Genomic DNA, 18,051 nt, shown 5'->3' on the forward strand with positions numbered 1-18,051 from the left:
GATTCCCTGCGCCGGACCTGCCTGGGATGGCGATGAGGTAAACTCGTCGGCGCGACGCGCCTGCATCGGCGGCACGAGCCGCGATTCCCTCAGCGCCGCCCCTTCCCGCCGGTCCGGTCCCGCTTCTCCAGGCGCATGCCAGCCGGCAGGGTTACGGAGCGGATGCTGGTTTTCCCGTAACTATCAGGGATGCGCATTCCGGTACGGCCACGGAGGGCTTGCATCCTCCGCTCGCCAGGGACGGACGCTGCACACGAATGAACGACGTTCTCGACGAACTGGAAGCGGACGAATCGCGCGAGCCGTCCCTGTCCGCGCGGTCGATGTGGGCGCCGGAATCGGGAATCGCCCATCTCAACCATGGCTCGTTCGGGCTGGCCTCGGTCCCGGTCCTTCAGGAGCTTCGCCGGCTGGAGGATTCGCTGACGTCGAACCCGATGCGGTTCTTCGATCGGGAGTACGAGCCCCTCTGGCTCGCGTCGCGGAAGGCGACCGCCGACTTCGTCGGTTGCGAAGCGCAGAACCTCGTACTGGTCGAGAACGCGACTTACGCGATGAACGTCATCGCCGACTCGCTCGATCTGCCGCAGGGCAGCGTCGTGGCGCTGTCCGATCATGAATACGGCGCGGTCCGCCGAATCTTCGAGCGCCAGGCGCGCGAGCGCGGCTGGACTCTGGCGACGATCCAGATTCCGCTGCCGCTCGAAAACGCGGAGCAGTTCGCCGATTCGCTCTTCGCCCAATTGCCCGAGGCTTGCGGCGCGGTCGTGCTGTCGCATATCACGTCGGCGACCGCGATCCGACTCCCGCTGGAGGCGGTGCGCGAGGAACTACGGCGGCGGAATGCCCTGCTGATCGTGGACGGCCCCCATGCGCCGGCGCAGATTCCGCTCGATCTCTCGGCCCTACGCCCGGACTATTACGCGGCCAGTTGCCACAAGTGGCTGTCGGCGCCGCTGGGAACGGGCTTCCTCTACGTCGATCCGGCCCGGCAGGCACCAATTCGAGCGCCATTGCTCTCGTGGGGCCGCCTTCTGCCGGCGCTGCCGGAGCGTTGGGACGACGAGTTCATCTGGAGCGGGACGCGTAATCTCGTTCCGGATCTCTGCCTCCCCCGGGCGATCGATTTGATGACCGACCTCGGTCTCGACGCGTTTCGCGACCGGACACGTGCGATGGCCGGCGCGATCCGGGAGATTCTCGTTCGCCGTTGGGGCGTGCCGCCGATCTCGCCGTGGACTTCCGACTGGCAGCTTTCGATGAGTCTCGCCCCGTTGCCGCCCGGGAGAGACTATCCGCAGCTAAAGCGAACGCTCGCCGAGCGTTATGCCGTCGAGGCGCCGGTCGTCCATTTCGCCGGCAGGTGGTACCTCCGCGTCTCGTGCCACTGGTACACGACGGTCGCCGACTTTCGCAAACTCCTCGCCGCTCTCGACGACCTGGGACTGTAGAAGGCGTCGCGACCGGTGGACTCCGCCCGTAGAATGCGAAGTTCGAGAAACCAACCGATCCCGACCGCTCGCTCGAGGCTCTCTGCCGCGTGGAACAACAGATCTACACCGAGACCTTCGATAACGGCCTGACGCTCGTCGGCGAGCGGATGCCCTGGCTCGAATCGATCGCCTTCACGATGCTCGTCCCGGCAGGCTGCATCTGGGATCCGGCCGATCGGCTCGGACTGTCCAGCGTCGCCTGCGAGATGGTGCAGCGAGGCGCCGGCGAGTTGACGAACCGCGATCTCGTGAACCGGCTGGACGATCTGGGGGTCGAACGGGGCTCCGGCGTCTCGTCCTACTTTTCCAGCTTCACCGCCGCGTTCCCGCGAGAGAAGTTCCGCCCGACGCTGGAGGTCTACGCCGACATTCTCCGCCGACCGCGATTGCCCGAGGACGAATTCGACGACGCGATCCGGACCTGCCTGCAGGAGATCCAGGCGACGCTCGACGATCCGGCGTCTCTCGCCATCGAAGAACTTCGCCGCCAGGTTTTCGCTGATCCGTTCGGTCGCCCCTCGCACGGCACGCAGCAGGGCGTGGAAAGCCTGACCTACGAAGAGGTCGTCCGCGCGATCGGCAACCGATACTCGCCGTCGACGGCGATCATCGGCATCGCCGGCAACTTCGACTGGAACGAAACCGTCGCCGAGTTCCGTCGGCTGTTCGACGACTGGGAGCCGCAGGACGCGCCGCAACTCGTCGAGATTCCGCCTGCTTCGTCCGATCAGCACCTGGTGCACGACTCGCAGCAGACGCACCTGGCCGTCGGCTTCCGTGCGATTCCGTACGCGCATGAGGAATACTTCTCCCTGCGTGCAGCGATCGGCGTCCTGAGCGACGGGATGAGCTCGCGTCTGTTCCAGGAAGTCCGCGAGAAGCGGGGGCTCTGCTACTCGGTCTTCGCCTCGGTCCATTCGCTCCGGGATCGGGCCGTCGTGATGGGTTATTCCGGAACGACGACCGAGCGGGCGCAGGAGACGCTCGACGTGATGCTGGCGGAGTTTCGCCGCCTGGGCGACGGCATCGAACAGGCCGAACTCGACCGGCTGAAGACCCAACTTCGCAGCACGCTCATCATGCAGCAGGAGTCCTGTCGCTCCCGGGCGTCGAATCTCGCGATCGACTGGCACCACCTCGGACGGGTGAGGACGCTGGAAGAGTTGAACGGAACGATCCGCGGCCTGTCCATCGACGGCATTCTGTCCACGCTCCAGCGTCATCCCCTGACGCTGCTGTCGACGGTCACCTACGGCAAGGAAGCGCTCAACACGTCGAACGGTTCGATCGTTCCGGCGTAGGCGCGAGTTCGCGAGATCGATCCGCCGAACGAATCCTCAATCACGACTGAAAGAACCTCGTGCCCTTTCGCAACTATCGCCTGGACAACGGCGTCGAAATCATCGTCGAGAATCTGCCGGAATCGCACGTGGCGTCGATCGGCTGCTTCGTCCGCACGGGCGCCCGCGACGAACGGCTCGACGAATGGGGTCTGTCGCACTTCCTCGAACATATGGCGTTCAAGGGAACGCCGACGCGCAGCGCCTTCGACGTCGGGCGCGACTTCGACGAGATCGGATCGCATTCCAACGCTCAGACCGGCGACGAGCGAACCGTCTATTACGGCAGCGTCCTGGCCGAGTATCAGACGAAGCTGGGCGACGTCCTGTTCGATCTTCTGCGTCCGACGTTGAAGCAGGAGGACTTCGACACCGAGAAGCAGGTGATCCTCGAAGAGATCGCCATGTACGCCGATCAGCCGCCGTTCGGCGCGGACGATCTGCTGCGGGAGGTCTTCTACGGCGATCATCCGCTGGGGCGCAGCATCCTCGGCACGACCGAGAGCGTGACCGCGCTCACCTCGGACCAAATGCGGGATTACTTCGCGCGACGCTACAGCGCGGGGAACCTGGTGATCGCCGCGGCAGGCAAGATCGACGAGGAGGCTTTGCTCGCGCAGGCGCAGGAGTTCTTCGGCGACTGGAAGCCGAACGGTCCGCCGCGAGACCTGTCGCTGCCGAAATCGAACTTCGAACGACGCTTCGTGGTCAAGCCGCAGGTGAAGCAGGAATACGTGCTGACGATGAGCGCGGGTCCCGCCGCCGACGACGAGCGTCGCTACGCGATGCGGCTGGCCATGCAGGCCCTCGGCGACGACACGGGCAGTCGGTACTACTGGGAGTTCGTCGATTCGGGTTTGGCCGAATACGCCATCGCCTCGTCGTACGAATTCCAGGGCGCCGGAGCGACGATGCACTACCTCTGCTGCGGTCCGGAGGACGCCTTTTCCATCACGGAGCGGATGGAGGAGTTGCAGCGCGAACTGATGGAGGGGGGCGTCACCGAGGACGAACTGACGCGGGCGAAGAACAAGGTCGCCAGCGGCATTCTCCTGTCGAGCGAGAAGACCTCGTCGCGGATGTTCTCCATCGGCAGCGCCTGGCTCACTCGCGGCGTCTACCAGACGCCCCGCGAGACTGCCGAGAAGTACCTCGCCGTCACCGTCGACGACGTCAACGCCGCGCTCGCCGCGTTCCCCCTGCTCCCCAGCGCCAGCGTCTTCGCGGGGCCGCTGGAGAGCGAAGCCGCGGCGACGACCGGTTAACCGACGCCGTCCCGAGGCTTCGCGTCCTGGCGAGGCTTCGCGACCTGACGGGCGCACGAAAAAAGCCGCGAGATGAATCGCGGCTTTTTTGATTTTCGTGACGTTCGCCGGAGCGTTACGACACGTGCGTTTCGGAGGCCCGCGGGTTCTGAACCTTCGCGTCGTTCGCGGCGTTCAGCAGGATCGTACGGGCCCAGGCGGCCACGCTCGTTCCCGCAGCGCCCTGGAGCGCCTCACGTTCCTCGTTGGAGACTCGAACTCGGAGCACGCTGCCTTTTTGGGTTTTGATCATGCCCTTATTATAATCCCGGTCGATCTAATAATCAATACCAATACTTGCCGCTGAAAGAAGTCCGAACCCGGCAGCGCTTCTCGCGCAAGCGATCACAGCTTCGGCTCGATTCGCCTGACCTCCTCTTATTACCCCTCCAGCATCTTCACCTGCGCAAGGAACTCGGTGAAGGTCTTCGTGCGGAGGATGCGCTGGATCGCGGCGGGATCGCGGAAGCGTCGCGCGACGTCGGCGGAGATTTCGCGTTGCGTCGCGGGGTCCTCCTGCGTCGTCAGGACGAGCACGATCAGGTGCGCCGGTTCGCCGTCGGGCGCATCGAACGGGACGCCTGCTTCTGAGATGCCGACGATCGCGAGCGAGGCGGGAAGACCCTTCAGCCGCGCGCGGGGCAGCGCCACGCCGTTCCCGATGCCGGTCGCCGACATTCGTTCGCGACTCCAGGCCAGGCGTTCGACCTCGGCGACATCGACGCCGGCGTATTCTCCTGCCACGGCGCCGAGTTCGGCGATCGCCTCCTGCCGGGACGTCGCCTTCAACTCCCGCACGAAGTAACGGGGAGAGAGCAGGGGGATCAGCCGCCCCGGCTGCTTGCGGCGGAGGAACCATCGCATCAGCGGACCGCCTGCCGCGGACGTGAGCAGGGCCATGACGACCAGCGCGACGAACAGCCGCTCGTCGATCACGCCCGCCTGGAGCGCGAGAACGCCGAGGATGATCTCCATCGCGCCGCGCACGTTCATCGCCGCGCCGACGGCCCAGCGTTCGCGGGGCGGAAGGGCTCCCCAGCGAGCGCCGAGCCAGGCGCCGGCGAACTTCGCGATGCAGGCCACGACCAGCACGATCAGGACGAGCGTCGGGTCGAAGTGCGTGACGAAGTTGACCTTCAGCCCGATCCCCGCGAAGAAGATCGGAGCGAAGACGAACGACACGAACCGGTCGAGCATCGTCCGCGTTCGTTCCTGCATATGCGACGAAGCGCCGAACGCCGTGCCGACCAGGAACGATCCGAAGATCGCGTGAATGCCGATCCACTCCGTCAGCGCGGCGCCGAACAGGGTCATCGCAATCATGAAGCCGAGCACGCCGCCCGGCCAGTGCGTATAGGCCTGGAGCGGCGGCAGGGCCTTGTGAATCAGCCAGCGTCCGACCGTCAGGACGAGCCCGGCGAAGAGCAGCGTCAGCACGACCGTATTCAGCACGCTCCACGGGCTGCTGTGGTCGTTCATCAATCCCAGGATCAGGGCGAAGACCGTCCACCCGACGAGATCGTTGAAGATCGCGGCGCTGACGATCGTCATGCCGAGATCGGTCCGGTAGAGATCGAGATCCATCAGGATCCGCGCGATCACCGGCAGCGCCGAAATCGCCATCGCCGTGGCGATGAACAGGACGAACACGGTCAGGTCCGCGTCCTTCGGCATACCGAGAGACGTGGGCGCGAGCCAGGCGCATCCCAGGCCGATGGCGAAGGGGATGATCGTCCCCAGGATGCCGATCTTCAGCGCGGCGCGTCCCTGCTTCCAGACGATCGAAAGATCGACCTCGATGCCGGCGACGAGCAGAAACAGCACGATCGCCAGCGAGCTGATCGCGTCGAGAACCAGGGCGTTCGGTCCGGTCCGCGGAAAGAGAGCGGACTGCAGATCCGGGAAGAGCGCTCCCAGGACCGTCGGACCCAGGATCACCCCCGCGATCAGTTCGCCCAGCACGGCAGGCTGATGCAGTCGCCGCGCGAGTTCGCCAAGCAGGCGGGCGCCGCCGATGAGGACGCTCAGCGCGAGCAGCATCACCGACAGTTGCGACGCGTCGAGCTTGTCCAAGCGAACCTCAGGCGGGGCGGGCGGCTCCGTCTTGCGGAAGCGAGGCGGAGTCGGAATGAGCGTAATCGGCGAGCGATCGTCGTGGAATGCCTGCGACCATCGATCGCGGGAGGACGATGCGAACCGCTTAGAATCCGCGCGATTTAACGGTCGGACGCCCCTCCGTCTCCCGCGAAGTTATCTTTCCCTGTAGAACCGACGCCGACAGCTGAAAATCCTATGACCGACCTTTCCTACATGCAGTCCATGCAGCACGACGACGGATCGTTATCCACTGCCGCACTGATCGATCGGTACGAACAGGGCGTCGAAGAACTCCGGGCGCTGGTCGCCGGAATGACGCCTGAACAGGCAAAGGCGAGGCCGATCGCGGGAACGTGGTCGCCGCTGGAACTGGTGAACCATCTGGCGGACACGGAAACGTTCTTCGCCGAACGCATCGCCCGCACGATCGCACTGGACCGCCCTCTGCTGCTGGGCGTCGACGAGCGGCCTTATGCAGAGCGCCTTCAATACCAGTCGCTCGACGTGGAAGATGCGGTCGCCGTGGTCGCCGCCCTTCGGAAGCGCATGGCGAGCATCCTTCGCCAGCAGGGCGAAGAAGTGTGGAATCGCACCGCGGTCCATAGCGAGGCCGGCCTGCTGACGCTTCGGCAGTTAGTCTTCAATCCGACGCGGCATCTGGCCCATCACCTGCGATTTCTGGCGGAGAAGCGCGCGGCGCTGGGGCTCTCCTCGTAGGGTGGGTCATTGACCCGCCGCTTCGACTCGCTTGGCCAATGGTGGGTCAATGACTCACCCTACAACTACAAGAAGAGCCGCAGAGGCGATGACTCACGTTTCGTCCGTCTCTTCGACCCGGCTGACGATGCGGCCCTGCGCGAGACGCGTGAAGATCCGATCGCCAGGCGCGAGCTGCGACGCTTCGACGAGCGCCGGTCCGTCGGGCGAAGCCTGCGTGACGCTGAAGCCGCGGGCGAGGGTCTTCAGAGGGCTGAGCGCTTCCAGCGAAGCCGCGTAGCGTTCGACCCGCCGGCGATCGCTCTCCAGGCGCCGTTCGATCGTTCCGGCCGCGCGCTCGAAGAGTCGATCGACCGCCACGCGACGCTCGGAGAGCAGACGTTCAGGCGAACGGGCATGCAACCGGTGATGCGCGAGGGCAAGTTCCTGCCGGTAGTCGCTCATGCGGCGATCGAGCGCCCGGCGGAGTCGATCGAGGGCTTCGCGCGCGCTGGCGACCGCCGCGTCACGGGAAGGAAAAATCAACTCCGCCGCTTCGGAAGGGGTCGCCGCGCGAACGTCTGCCGCGAGGTCGGATAGCGACGTATCGACCTCGTGACCGACGGCGGAGACGACCGGGATCTCCGACGCGACGATCGCCCGCACGACCCGCTCGTCATTGAAGCACCACAAGTCCTCCGCGCTCCCCCCGCCGCGTCCGACGACCAGCACGTCGGGCCGCGGGGAGAGGCGATTGGCCGCCTGGATCCCCGCGACGATCGACGCCGGCGCCGAGTCGCCCTGAACGGTCGCTGGAATGACGGTGACGCGGCCGCTTCGCCAGCGTCGCCGGGCGATCTTGAGGAAGTCCCGCACCGCGGCGCCGGTCGGACTGGTGACGAAGGCGACCCACTGCGGAACGCGGGGCAGGGGACGCTTACGATCGCGCTCGAACAGCCCCTCGGCACGCAGCCGTTCGAACAGTTGGCGGAAGGCGAGTTGCAGCCCGCCGGCGCCCTGCGGCTCGATCGACTGCCCGATCAGGGAGATCTCGCCGAACGGGGCATAGAAATCGAGCCGTCCCCGGACGACGACCTCCAGACCGTCAGTCAGCTTGAACCGGAGCCTCGCGACGGTCGTGCGCCAGATCTTCAGATTGAGCACGGACTCGCCATCCTTGATCCGGCAGTAGATATGCCCGCTGCGATGGGGGCGAACCTGCGAGAGCTCGCCGACGACGTAGACGTTATCGAAGTAGTCGCCGACGACCCGTTGCAGAGCCTCCGCGAGCTGACTGACGGTGAGCGGCTCGTCCGGATCGAACATTACTGATACCTCAGAGGTGAATCTTCCCTTAGGTCCCGTACATCCGACAACGGAGCGCGGCTCGCGAGGATCCCCCATTCAGCGGGGTGGGTTCCATCTCCTAAGAGTCTTGAGGAGCCCGCTTATCCGTCACGAAGCGATCTTTAGCCCGCTACGGCGGCGATATTTCCTATGGAAGCCATTTAACCCTTCACTCGCGACCTAAGCTGGATATACTTCGGGGCTCGCGCAACTTCCCGGATCGCTACATCCGCAAGGGCGCGAACGTCCCCTCCCGCCTTCTTTCTATCAGTTTTCGGAGCCCCTGGATGTCCTCTCCCATTCTCGGTCGCGGCACGCGCCGATCTGCGTTCACGCTGGTCGAGCTTTTGGTGGTGATCGCCATTATCGGCGTCCTCGTGGCGTTGCTGCTGCCGGCGGTTCAGGCCGCTCGCGAAGCTGCCAACCGCATGTCGTGCAGCAACAACCTGAAGCAGATCGGCATCGCCTTTCACAACTATCACGACGTTCATAAGAAGTTCCCGCGGTTTCAATACACGCAGACCGGAATCAGCGCTTATCAGAGTCCTGGTCCGTTCGTGATGATCCTGCCCTTCATCGAACAGTCGACGCTGTTCGATCAGTACGTGTTCAACCGTCCGCACAACGACGTGACGAACAACCCGGTCGTCAGGACCGTGATCAGCTCGTTCAACTGCCCCTCGGATCGGCGTTACGTCGAAGCGAACTACCCGGGTTTGAACTACGCGGTCAACGCGGGTCCGACGGTCAACTTCTACACGGTCCCGCAAAGTTCGCAGGGGATGTTCTCCCGGAATCAGGAACTCGGTTTCGCGGACGCCTTCGACGGCTCCTCGAACACGATCCTGGCCGCCGAGATCCTCAAGGGCGACGCAGTGACGCAGTCCGTCAGCGACTCCGACATCGTCGCTCTCGGAGCGTTCAGCGGAAATCAGATCCTGCCCACTCAGGCCGAGGTGGACGCGTTCGGTCTTCAGGCCGACGGGGTCGATCCCAAGAGCCAGGACGCCTACAGCCGATGCGGTCGTAGCTGGTCGGGCAGCAACTCGATGATGGGCGTCATGAACACGGTCGCCCCGCCGAATTGGAAGTATCGATCCGCCGCCATCGGCGCCGGCTTCGGCGAATGTGCCGACCGCGACGGCGTCTTCCCGGCTCGCAGCCGCCACCCCGGCATCGCCATGCACGTCATGGGCGACGGTTCGGTGAAGGGCGTCGCGGAGACGGTCGACCTGCTGACGTACCAAGCTGCCGGCGGTCGAAACGAAGGTCGCGCTCTGCAACTGCCGTAGTTCGCCAGAGGTCGGGACGGACGAAACGAATCGAGAAAGGGCGCTCCTCAGGGAGCGCCCTTTTTTTCGTGCATTGGTCGCGTGCCGCGGATCGTTACGCTGCGATCCGAACGCGATCGCCGCGTCGCTCCCGGCGCGTCGCTTCGCTCGCCGGATCGGGGAGCATCTCCATCGAAGGGTACTCAAGCTGGAATGCGGAGGCCGCCGAGACGCGAGGCGCCGCGGGCTTCCGTTCGGCGGCGACCTGATTCAGGTAGGAACGTCCCGACTCGGCCCAGGCTTCGGCCTCGTCGGAAGCCCACGTCAGCCAGGATTCGACCAGTCGGCGGTAGGACTCGATGCCGTCTCGATCGAGGTCGGTCGGGATCTGGAGCGCGGGGCCGAGCACCGCGCGAGCGCGGCTACCCGGACGAGGAACGGCGAAGCGGTCCCAGGTCGGCAGTCGCCGCGGCGAATCGTATCCCAGCCCCACCGGAACGATCGGGATCTGAAGCGCCGACGAGACGTAGATCGCGCCGGAAGCCAGCCGTCGCCGAGGTCCGCGGGGACCGTCAGGCGTGATCGCCAGGTTCTCGGTCCGGCCCCTCCGCATCAGTTCGCGCAGCGCCGCATCGCCGCCGCGTTTCGAGGAACCGCGAACGATCGAGAAGCCCATATGCCGAGCCGCCTGGGAGAGCCATTCCGCGTCCTGATGCTTGCTGAGCAGCATCGCGATCTTGCAGTGACCGCGGAGATAGAACAGGAACGGGATGTACTCGTGCCAGAAGACGTAGATCGCCGGCCCCTGAAATTCGGGCGACGCGGGGTCGACGTCAGGATCGAAGAAGAGACCCTTGTAGTCGAGCGTCTCCATCCAGCGAGTCACGAAGCTGGAGATCGCCAGCCCAGACAACGAGCCTAGGCCAGCATGTCCGGCCGGTCGTAAGCGGAAGGCCATCGATCGCGACTCCGTTCGCAGGGGCAGGAAAGGGGGGCCTCGACGCGCGCACCGGCAAGACGCTCCCTCAGAGACTGCTATCTACTCCAAGTCCGGTCGTCAGAGCAAACCCATCCGGGCGACGAACTGCGGAAGCGCCCGCCACCGTCGCGTCGCCCCCCGCGGGCAGGGAATGCACGGCGAAAGCTGGTTTATCGCTTGATTTTCCGCTCCAAGAATCGTCAAAAGCGAACGAATCGCATTCGGTCTATGTTGCGAAAAGGCATCACGCCGTTTAGTTTGGCGGCTGCCGTGAGTGTCGCTCCGTACACCGGCCCGAAACGCCTGCCTTATCCGTTCTTCCGATTCGCTCCCTCGTCCAGGAAAGCCTTCCATGTCCTTTCGACGCGATGACGGTGCGCTCGCGATGCTCGTCGCGATCGGATCGCTCGGCTGTGCGGCTCTCGCCGCGGGTCAGGGCGCCCAGATCATCAACGTTCAAGCGGGCAGCGCTTACGGCGTTTCCAGCGGCGGCGAACACGTCGTCGGCGAGGCTCCGCGAGCGGATACCTCGTCGAATCAAGGCTACCGGTGGTCAATCGGTCCGCCGGCTTCTTCCGTCTATATGGGATCGCTCGACGACTTCTTCGAGAACAGCTTCTCGCGGGCCGTCTCCGCCGACGGCAACATCGTGGTGGGGCGCACCGACAAGACGTCATTCGCGCACGAACACGCTTTCCGCTGGACGCCCGGCGGCCCGACGGGAGGAACGATGGTCTCGCTGGTTCCGCCTGGATTGCATGACGGAGAAAGCGAAGCTCACGACATTTCCGATGACGGCACGATCATCGTCGGTCGACTCGAAATGATTCGGAACGGCGTCTTCACGCCGCGCGCGGTGAGGTGGAACGGGTCGTCCGCGACCGATCTCAACGTGGGCGCGGACCTTGCCGACCAGAGCGGCGCGTACGGCGTTTCCGCGGACGGCAAGGTGATCGTCGGCACCCATCGAGAGCAGACCACCGACCGCCACGCATTCCGCTGGACGGCGGAGACCGGGCTCGTCGATCTGGGCACGTACGACGGACAGTTCGGCGTCTCGCATGCGAACGCGGTTTCGGACGACGGCAGGGTCGTCGGCGGGTACACGGGACAAAACCTGAACAGTCGCCGCGCCTCGCTTTGGAAGGACGGCGCCTGGACGCAACTCGACGACATGGGTTCGATTTTCGAGTCGGAAGTCTTCGACGTCTCGCATAACGGTCGCGTCGCCGTCGGCTCTCTCTGGCCCGACGCGATGATCTGGGACGAGAACGGACCGCACGTCCTGCGCGATTATTTGATGGCTTACGGCGCGGACATGACCGGGTGGACCAGGCTTAGCGTGGCCCATGGATGCTCCCGCGACGGGCGGGTCATCGTCGGCGTCGGCAACCTGGGATCTTTCCGCGCCTATCTGCCGCTTCCCAACATCGTGCCGACGGTCGCTCCGATCGCCGCGAAGACGATCGAGTGCACCGGGGAACATAATCTGGTGACGCTCGAAACGGCGGTCACGGACGGCGACGGCGATCGGCTGAAGGTCGAATGGTTCGTCAACGGAATCCCCGTGCAAACCGTGGGGAACCAGGCCCCGGGGACGGCGACGTTTCAGTACGACTTTCCGCACGGCGTGACCAATGTCGCGGTGCAGGTGACCGACTACCAGTCGCCGATCCAGCAGCAGGCGACGACGGTCACGGTTCAGGACACGACCGATCCGATCGTCACCGTCGCGCCGACGCAGATCGTGCCGACCGATCCGGGCCTCGACTATGCGACGAAGATCAACATTCCCAAACCGCAGGTGAACGAGGCGTGCGACGGGGCGCCGGTACTGCAGAACGACGCGCCGAACATCCTGCCGATCGGAACCTATACGGTCACCTGGACCGTCCGGGACTTCTCGGGCAACGAGAGTTCCGCGACGCAGCAGATCGTCGTCAGGGATCTCGAGGCGCCCCAGCTACTCGCCAGCGCCGCCGTGTCGAAGGGAGTCGATCGCGGCGAGACCTTCGCCACGATCAATCTGCCCCAGCCGCAGGTCTTCGACAACGCCAGCGACGTCGGTAAGGTCGTCCTGAAGAGCAACGCGCGTCCGCGCTACCCGGTCGGAACGACGCTGGTCACCTGGACCGCGACCGACGAAGCGGGCAACGTCGGACAGGCGACGACCCGGGTGACGGTGGTGAATCGTCGACCGACCGCCAACGCAGGTCGAAATATCATCGTCAACACCAAGTCCGAGAAGGGCGCCAAGGTGAAACTGAACGCTTCGCGATCCAGCGATCCGGACGGCCACAGCCTGAAGTATCTCTGGTCCGGCCGCGGCGTGAAGTTCAACAGCAAGAAGGCGAAGGCCCCGCAAGGGACGTTCAAGGTCGGCGTCACCAACGTGAAGTTGACCGTCATCGACGAAGCGGGCGCGCGGCACACTGACACGGTGCGAGTGACCGTCCGACTGAAGAACGGCAAGCGACGTCCGCGAGGCGCCGAGGCGAACGAAGCCTTCGCGAAAGCTGCGTCCTCCGCCGCCGGAAGCGTCGGGGCCGGATCGACCGGCGAGGCGAGCATGGCCGGGTATCACTACGCGGCCACGGCCGACGGCTTCGGTCTCGCCGCCGGCGAGTTCGTCCGATGGGAAGAGGGTCAGACGGAGGTCGACGGGCTCGCGTCCTACGCCGAGCTTCGTTACTACCAGACGCTCTACGGCGAACGGGCGACGAACGAGCTGATTCGGGCTTACGCCGAAAGCGGGGACGAAAACGCTCTGCAAGCAGCCGTCGAAGCCGCTCGCGGAGTGCAGGCGGCGCAGGCCGATCTGTACGACTACTGATCGGATAACGACGCGATCTTCAAGCGAAAAGGGCAGGCGATGATCGCCTGCCCTTTTTCGTTTCAGGCCCGTCGAATGCTGCCCGTCGAACGCTGAGGTGAGCGCCTCGGCCATTCCGATCAGCGCGGATTCCAGACCCCCTCGAAAACCTCCTCGGCGGGACCGGTCTTCCAGACGGGCGCATCGCCGCCGTCCCAGCGAAGTTCCAGATCGCCGCCGAGCAGGTGATTGAGAATCTTGCCGTCGGTGCGTCCGGTCAGCACGCCGGCGACGCAGACCGCGGACGCTCCGGTTCCGCACGCCAGCGTCTCGCCCGAGCCGCGCTCCCAGGTCCGTTGCCGGACTTCGCTGCGCGATACGACCTCGACGAACTCGACGTTGACGCGGGCGGGGAACCGCGGGTCGCGTTCGATCTTCGGCCCGACGCCGAGCACCAGTTCGTCGGTCGCTTCCTCGACGAAGATCACGCAGTGCGGGTTTCCCATCGAGACGCAGGTCACGGCGAACGTGCGCCCGTCGATCTCGAATTGGGCATCCACCACGGCGCCGTCCTTCGTCGCCGCGAGCGTCGTCGGAACGCGAGCGGGCTCCAGCCGCGGCTGGCCCATATTGACCGTCACCCGGCGAACGAGATCGCCTTCGGTCTCGAGCGTGACGTCGAGCACGCCCGCCCCCGTCTCGAGCGAGAGCGCCGGCTTCTTCGCGATGCCGTGGTCGTAGACGAACTTCGCCACGCACCGCAGGCCGTTGCCGCACATCTCCGACTCGGAGCCGTCGGCGTTGAACATCCGCATCCGTGCGTCGGCCTTCTCCGAGGGGCCGATCAGGATCAGCCCGTCGCCGCCGATCCCCTTGTGCCGATCGGCGACGAGCGGAGCGAGCTGCTCCGGCGGCATCGGCAGCGTCTCGCGAAACAGGTTCACGTAGACGTAATCATTCCCGATGCCATGCATCTTCACGAAACGCAACGGACAAGCTCCTGCCAGAGACGACCTTCCCGAACGGACGAGCGGGAATTGTATTCGCCGTCGCAGCGCGGGCCAACGCAGGGACAAGCGGCGCCCGGAGAACGTTCGCGCGGCGAAAGCGTTTCGTAGGGCTGGCGCCTTCGCCTGCCATCGCAGCGGGTAGAAGCTCTCCTGGCAGGCGAGGGCGCCAGCCCTACAAGAGGAAAGCCCCTTCGCCTCAGTACCGCGTCGCATCCTGCAGCCACTTCAGCGGGCTGGGAAGTCGGGCGACCTCGGGCTGCGGCTTCGCCTCCGGGAAGACCTGATCGAGGGTCTCTTTCAGCACGGGAAGCGGCTTGTTCTCGACGACGGGGCTGTCGAGCGTGCCGTCGACGTGAATCTGCAGAATCTGCCGACTGGCGATGCCGAGCGCCGGCGTGATGACCGGGATCTGCAGCTTGTCCTTCCCCGCGACCGCGTAAAAGTCGAGCGAGATCGATCGGTCGAAACCGATTTCGCCCTGGCCCTTCAACGTGATCGCGTCGCCGTGGAAGTTGCACCGGTCGAGATAGACGTGCGACCCCTGCACGCGAAAATCGATGTCCGTCGTCTGAAACAGCGGCGTCTCGGGGCTCTTCCCCGGCAGGCTCTTGAGCAGGGTGGTGACCAGCGGCGCCTCGTAGATTCGCGCGTCGTTCAACCGCACGAAGCCCGATCCGCGCATCGTGTGCGCACCCTCGCCTGAACCCGTCAGGTTCAGCAGCGCGTCGATCTTGCCCGAGATCTCCTGATAACCCGACGCCGCGTTCTGCGCAAGCGACGTCAGATCGCCGTCGTTCAGACGCATCTGCACGGTGAACGACTTGGCCTCGTCGAGTTGTATCTGGCAGTCGCATTCGACCTTGCCGCCGAACAGCGTGCCTGTCAGCGAACGGGGCGCACGATCGACGAGTCGCGGCTCGGCCCAGGCGCCGATCAGCACCTGCTTCGAGTCGACGGCGACCGGCCCGCTGAGGCTCGTGATCTGGTAGTCGCGGAACATGGCCGAATCGATCCGCAACTCGCCCCGACTGCGAAAGCCTTGCACGTCCATGCGTCCGGCGAGTTGCACCTCGCCGTGCAGATGCTGAAGCGGGAAGGTCGACCCGAACGATCCGCGTTCGACGTCGATCGCGACGTCCCAGTCGGTCGCGACCGGATCGCGCTCCGTCGGACGCGTCACCCGCAAACCGCCGCGAACGGCGAACGTTCCCTGCACGTCGCGATCGACGAAGAATCGAGAGGCGTCCGCCGGCAACGCTTGCCGCAGTTGATCGTGAATCTGCAAACGATCGACCCCGAGATTCGCCAGCGCGAAGGTCCAGCCTCCCTCGGACAGGCGTTCCCACGTCACGTCGCCGGTCCAGGTCTCTTCGCCATGCTTGCCGCGGAGTTTCGTCAGGCTGAGCCGTCCGTCCTGGTAGAGCAGTTCGCCCGTCACGTTCTCGAAGAGATACGGGAAACAGCCCGGCTGCAACGAGATATCGCCGCCCGTCGCACGCTCAGGAGGCAGCCGCCACTTCCAGGCTCGCAGCGCGAAGTCGGACTGCCGCGAATCGAAATCGTACGACCACTCGACCGATGCCTGATCGAGCGTGCCCCGGAGTTGCATCTCCCGGCAGGTCGTGCGAGCCGAACCCTGGAGCGACTGCAGGAACGATTCGTCGATCGGCACGTCGGACCCGACCGCCTTGAGACTCATGCGTCGGCCCAGGGCAGGGTCCGTCTGCACCCAGCCGTCCGCGATCACGAGCGCCGTGCCGTAGCGACCGGCGACGCGTTCGAAGCTCCAGCGGCGTTCCTCCAGCCGGAACGTTCCCTGCACGTCGTCGAGCGGATAGGGGACGTTGCGATGACGGAACGATCCCTCGGCCAGCGTCAGGGCAAGCTGCAACCGCGCCGGCTCGCCTGCCCGCTCGCGGATGAGCGCGCCCTCCGCCGCGACGGTTCCTTGCAACTGTACCTGACTCAAAAACGCCGCCGCCTGAGGATTGGCGGACGCCGCGGCCGTCATCAGTCGCTCGTCGATCGGCACCGGTCGCTCGGTACGTATCGCGATCCGACCGGGTCCCCGCTGGAGCGGGTCGACCATCGAACCTTCGATCCGCACCTCTTGCCCCGCCGCTTTGCCGACGAGTTGCACCTCGAGCGACTGGGGCTTCCACCGCAGCGTGCCGACCGTCTCTTGAATGGGGTAGGGAAACTCTCGCGGCGTGATCGTCACGCCCGCCGCCTGCACGACCGCTTCGCCCGACCAGACGCCTCGGGCATAGTCGAGACCGAAATCGGCGTGAATCTTCCCGACGGGTGCGTACTCGGAATAGGCTTCCGCCGCCGAAGCAGGAAGTCGCTGCGCCAGGTCCGCATCGAGCGCGACGTCGCGAAGCTTCACCTTTCCGGTGACGTGCGGATCGGCCAGCGGGTCAGCGACGGAACCTTGCATCCAGATCGATCCGGCGCCCCAGCGTCCCGAGGCGCTCGTGACGGAAAGGCCCGTGTCATCGACGAGAAACGATCCCCGGGCGTCGCGGATCGGATAGATGAGCCGCGGGTCTTCGACCTCGAAGTCGACGAACTCGCCGGAGATCGACAACTGGCAGGGCAGGGCGGAGAGCCAGGAGGCGGGCTTCGACGAAGCGGGCCCCCTCGGCGGTAACCGCTTCGCCCGCGCGGCGGCGACTTCGACCGGCGTGACGTTCGTTTCGGGGGAGACGGGACCGTCGAACGCGTTCGCTCCCGCGACGTCGAAGGGAATCGGCGAGGTTTCGAGAGCGCCTTCCTGCGTATCGACGATAGCGAGGGGCTGCTTCTGATTCGCGGTCAGCCGGATCGTCGCCTCGCCGCGGAACTTCGGCGGAGCGAAGGGAACGTCGAATCCTCCCGCCCGGGCGAGGGCGAACCACTCCGGCGTCGCGTGCAGACGATGCAGATCGACGGTCATCGACCAGTCGGAGAGATCCTTGCTGACCAGACCGGTCACCTGCACGCGTTCCATCCGGTCCGCCCTGCCGACGAATCGGAGGTCGAACGCGGTCGGAACCGGGACGGGCGCCTTCGGATTACGAGCGTCAGGGACGGCCTGCTCCGCGGCGGGCACGAGGGGCGTGATGGTGCCGAAGATCGAACGAGACTCGAACAGTCGGACCGTGGGCTCGTTCGCGTCGATCCATGCGATCTCGCCCGATTCGACCGTCACGCTGGGGAACGCGCCGCCCGGACGCATGGGCGGAAGCGGGAAGAGATCCATCGCTCGCGGTCGCTGTCCGGCCGTGGCGACGAGCGCCATCTTCGGTCGCTTGAGCACGATCTGGGTCGGCGACCAATCCTCGGTCAGCAACTCCTGCAGTCGACGGTCGCACGGAATGCGGACCTCCTCGACGTGCAGCAGTTCCATGGGGCGCGACTGCGGATCGAGGATCGCGAGATCGTGGATCTCGAACCCGACGCCCTCCTGCCAGACCACGTCGCGGACGCGGACCTGAAATCCGCGCGGGCCGTAGTGTTCCTGCAGCGATCGTTCGAGGCGACTTCGAAGCTCGTCGTCGATCCGCTGGTAGACCACGTAGAGGCTGCCGCCGACGATCCCCAGACCGAGCAGCGCGAACATAGCGTACTGACGAAAGATCGCGCCCCAGCTAAGGTCGACGGCGATCTTTCGCGGCGCGGAGGAATCGGGTTCCACGCGTTCGCGGGTCAAGTTCGGGA

Annotated in this window: 12 protein-coding genes; 6 read left to right on the forward strand and 6 right to left on the reverse strand. The window is 65.4% G+C overall.

Annotated features, from left to right (window positions below):
- Positions 1–257 precede the first annotated feature (257 nt).
- The 3 genes from SH602x_RS19220 (at position 258) to SH602x_RS19230 (ending at position 4,098) form a co-directional block, all read left to right on the forward strand.
- Complete coding sequence (locus SH602x_RS19220) at positions 258–1,451, forward strand: aminotransferase class V-fold PLP-dependent enzyme (protein WP_479473850.1); 1,194 nt, start codon at positions 258–260, stop codon at positions 1,449–1,451.
- 89 nt (positions 1,452–1,540) lie between these two features.
- Positions 1,541–2,794, forward strand: coding sequence for a M16 family metallopeptidase (locus tag SH602x_RS19225; RefSeq protein WP_479473851.1), 1,254 nt, complete (start codon positions 1,541–1,543; stop codon positions 2,792–2,794).
- A 59-nt stretch (positions 2,795–2,853) separates the two neighbouring features.
- Positions 2,854–4,098: a M16 family metallopeptidase gene (locus SH602x_RS19230; protein ID WP_479473852.1), complete on the forward strand. Its 1,245-nt coding sequence runs from the start codon at positions 2,854–2,856 to the stop codon at positions 4,096–4,098.
- A 115-nt stretch (positions 4,099–4,213) separates the two neighbouring features.
- Here the strand turns inward: SH602x_RS19230 and SH602x_RS19235 are convergent, their stop codons facing one another.
- Together SH602x_RS19235 and SH602x_RS19240 are read right to left on the reverse strand one after the other, a co-directional pair.
- Positions 4,214–4,390 (reverse strand): hypothetical protein, encoded by a 177-nt coding sequence (locus SH602x_RS19235; protein WP_479471436.1) that lies wholly within the window; start codon positions 4,388–4,390, stop codon positions 4,214–4,216.
- Between the two features lie 128 nt (positions 4,391–4,518).
- Positions 4,519–6,210: a cation:proton antiporter domain-containing protein gene (locus SH602x_RS19240; RefSeq protein ID WP_479473853.1), complete on the reverse strand. Its 1,692-nt coding sequence runs from the start codon at positions 6,208–6,210 to the stop codon at positions 4,519–4,521.
- Positions 6,211–6,429: 219 nt separating this feature from the next.
- Between SH602x_RS19240 and SH602x_RS19245 the strand changes: the two genes are divergently transcribed.
- Positions 6,430–6,951 (forward strand): DinB family protein, encoded by a 522-nt coding sequence (locus tag SH602x_RS19245; RefSeq protein WP_479473854.1) that lies wholly within the window; start codon positions 6,430–6,432, stop codon positions 6,949–6,951.
- A 93-nt stretch (positions 6,952–7,044) separates the two neighbouring features.
- Here SH602x_RS19245 and xseA read toward each other — a convergent pair whose 3' ends face one another.
- Positions 7,045–8,256: an exodeoxyribonuclease VII large subunit gene (gene xseA, locus SH602x_RS19250; RefSeq protein WP_479473855.1), complete on the reverse strand. Its 1,212-nt coding sequence runs from the start codon at positions 8,254–8,256 to the stop codon at positions 7,045–7,047.
- A gap of 308 nt (positions 8,257–8,564) precedes the next feature.
- Here xseA and SH602x_RS19255 point away from each other — a divergent pair, with 308 nt between their 5' ends.
- The gene (locus SH602x_RS19255; protein WP_479473856.1) at positions 8,565–9,569 is read left to right on the forward strand and encodes a DUF1559 family PulG-like putative transporter; all 1,005 of its coding nucleotides are present in this window, start codon (positions 8,565–8,567) and stop codon (positions 9,567–9,569) included.
- A 94-nt stretch (positions 9,570–9,663) separates the two neighbouring features.
- Here SH602x_RS19255 and SH602x_RS19260 read toward each other — a convergent pair whose 3' ends face one another.
- On the reverse strand, positions 9,664–10,434 hold the full coding sequence (locus tag SH602x_RS19260; RefSeq protein ID WP_479473857.1) for a lysophospholipid acyltransferase family protein: 771 nt from the start codon (positions 10,432–10,434) through the stop codon (positions 9,664–9,666).
- 445 nt (positions 10,435–10,879) lie between these two features.
- Here SH602x_RS19260 and SH602x_RS19265 point away from each other — a divergent pair, with 445 nt between their 5' ends.
- Positions 10,880–13,360, forward strand: coding sequence for an HYR domain-containing protein (locus SH602x_RS19265; protein WP_479473858.1), 2,481 nt, complete (start codon positions 10,880–10,882; stop codon positions 13,358–13,360).
- Positions 13,361–13,479: 119 nt separating this feature from the next.
- On the opposite strand, the gene dapF is transcribed toward SH602x_RS19265, so the two are convergent.
- Both dapF and SH602x_RS19275 read right to left on the reverse strand, forming a co-directional pair.
- Positions 13,480–14,319, reverse strand: coding sequence for a diaminopimelate epimerase (gene dapF / locus SH602x_RS19270; RefSeq protein ID WP_479477118.1), 840 nt, complete (start codon positions 14,317–14,319; stop codon positions 13,480–13,482).
- Positions 14,320–14,545: 226 nt separating this feature from the next.
- Positions 14,546–18,043, reverse strand: a complete 3,498-nt coding sequence (locus tag SH602x_RS19275) for a hypothetical protein (protein ID WP_479473859.1) — start codon at positions 18,041–18,043, stop codon at positions 14,546–14,548.
- Positions 18,044–18,051 lie beyond the last annotated feature (8 nt).

The organism is Lignipirellula cremea, assembly GCF_056501455.1.

Coding starts and splice junctions, on each gene's coding strand:
- SH602x_RS19245 (WP_479473854.1), top strand. CDS start 6,430: ATGACCGACCTTTCCTACATGCAGTCCATGCAGCACGACGACGGATCG.
- SH602x_RS19220 (WP_479473850.1), top strand. CDS start 258: ATGAACGACGTTCTCGACGAACTGGAAGCGGACGAATCGCGCGAGCCG.
- SH602x_RS19255 (WP_479473856.1), top strand. CDS start 8,565: ATGTCCTCTCCCATTCTCGGTCGCGGCACGCGCCGATCTGCGTTCACG.
- xseA (WP_479473855.1), bottom strand. CDS start 8,256: ATGTTCGATCCGGACGAGCCGCTCACCGTCAGTCAGCTCGCGGAGGCT.
- SH602x_RS19235 (WP_479471436.1), bottom strand. CDS start 4,390: ATGATCAAAACCCAAAAAGGCAGCGTGCTCCGAGTTCGAGTCTCCAAC.
- SH602x_RS19265 (WP_479473858.1), top strand. CDS start 10,880: ATGTCCTTTCGACGCGATGACGGTGCGCTCGCGATGCTCGTCGCGATC.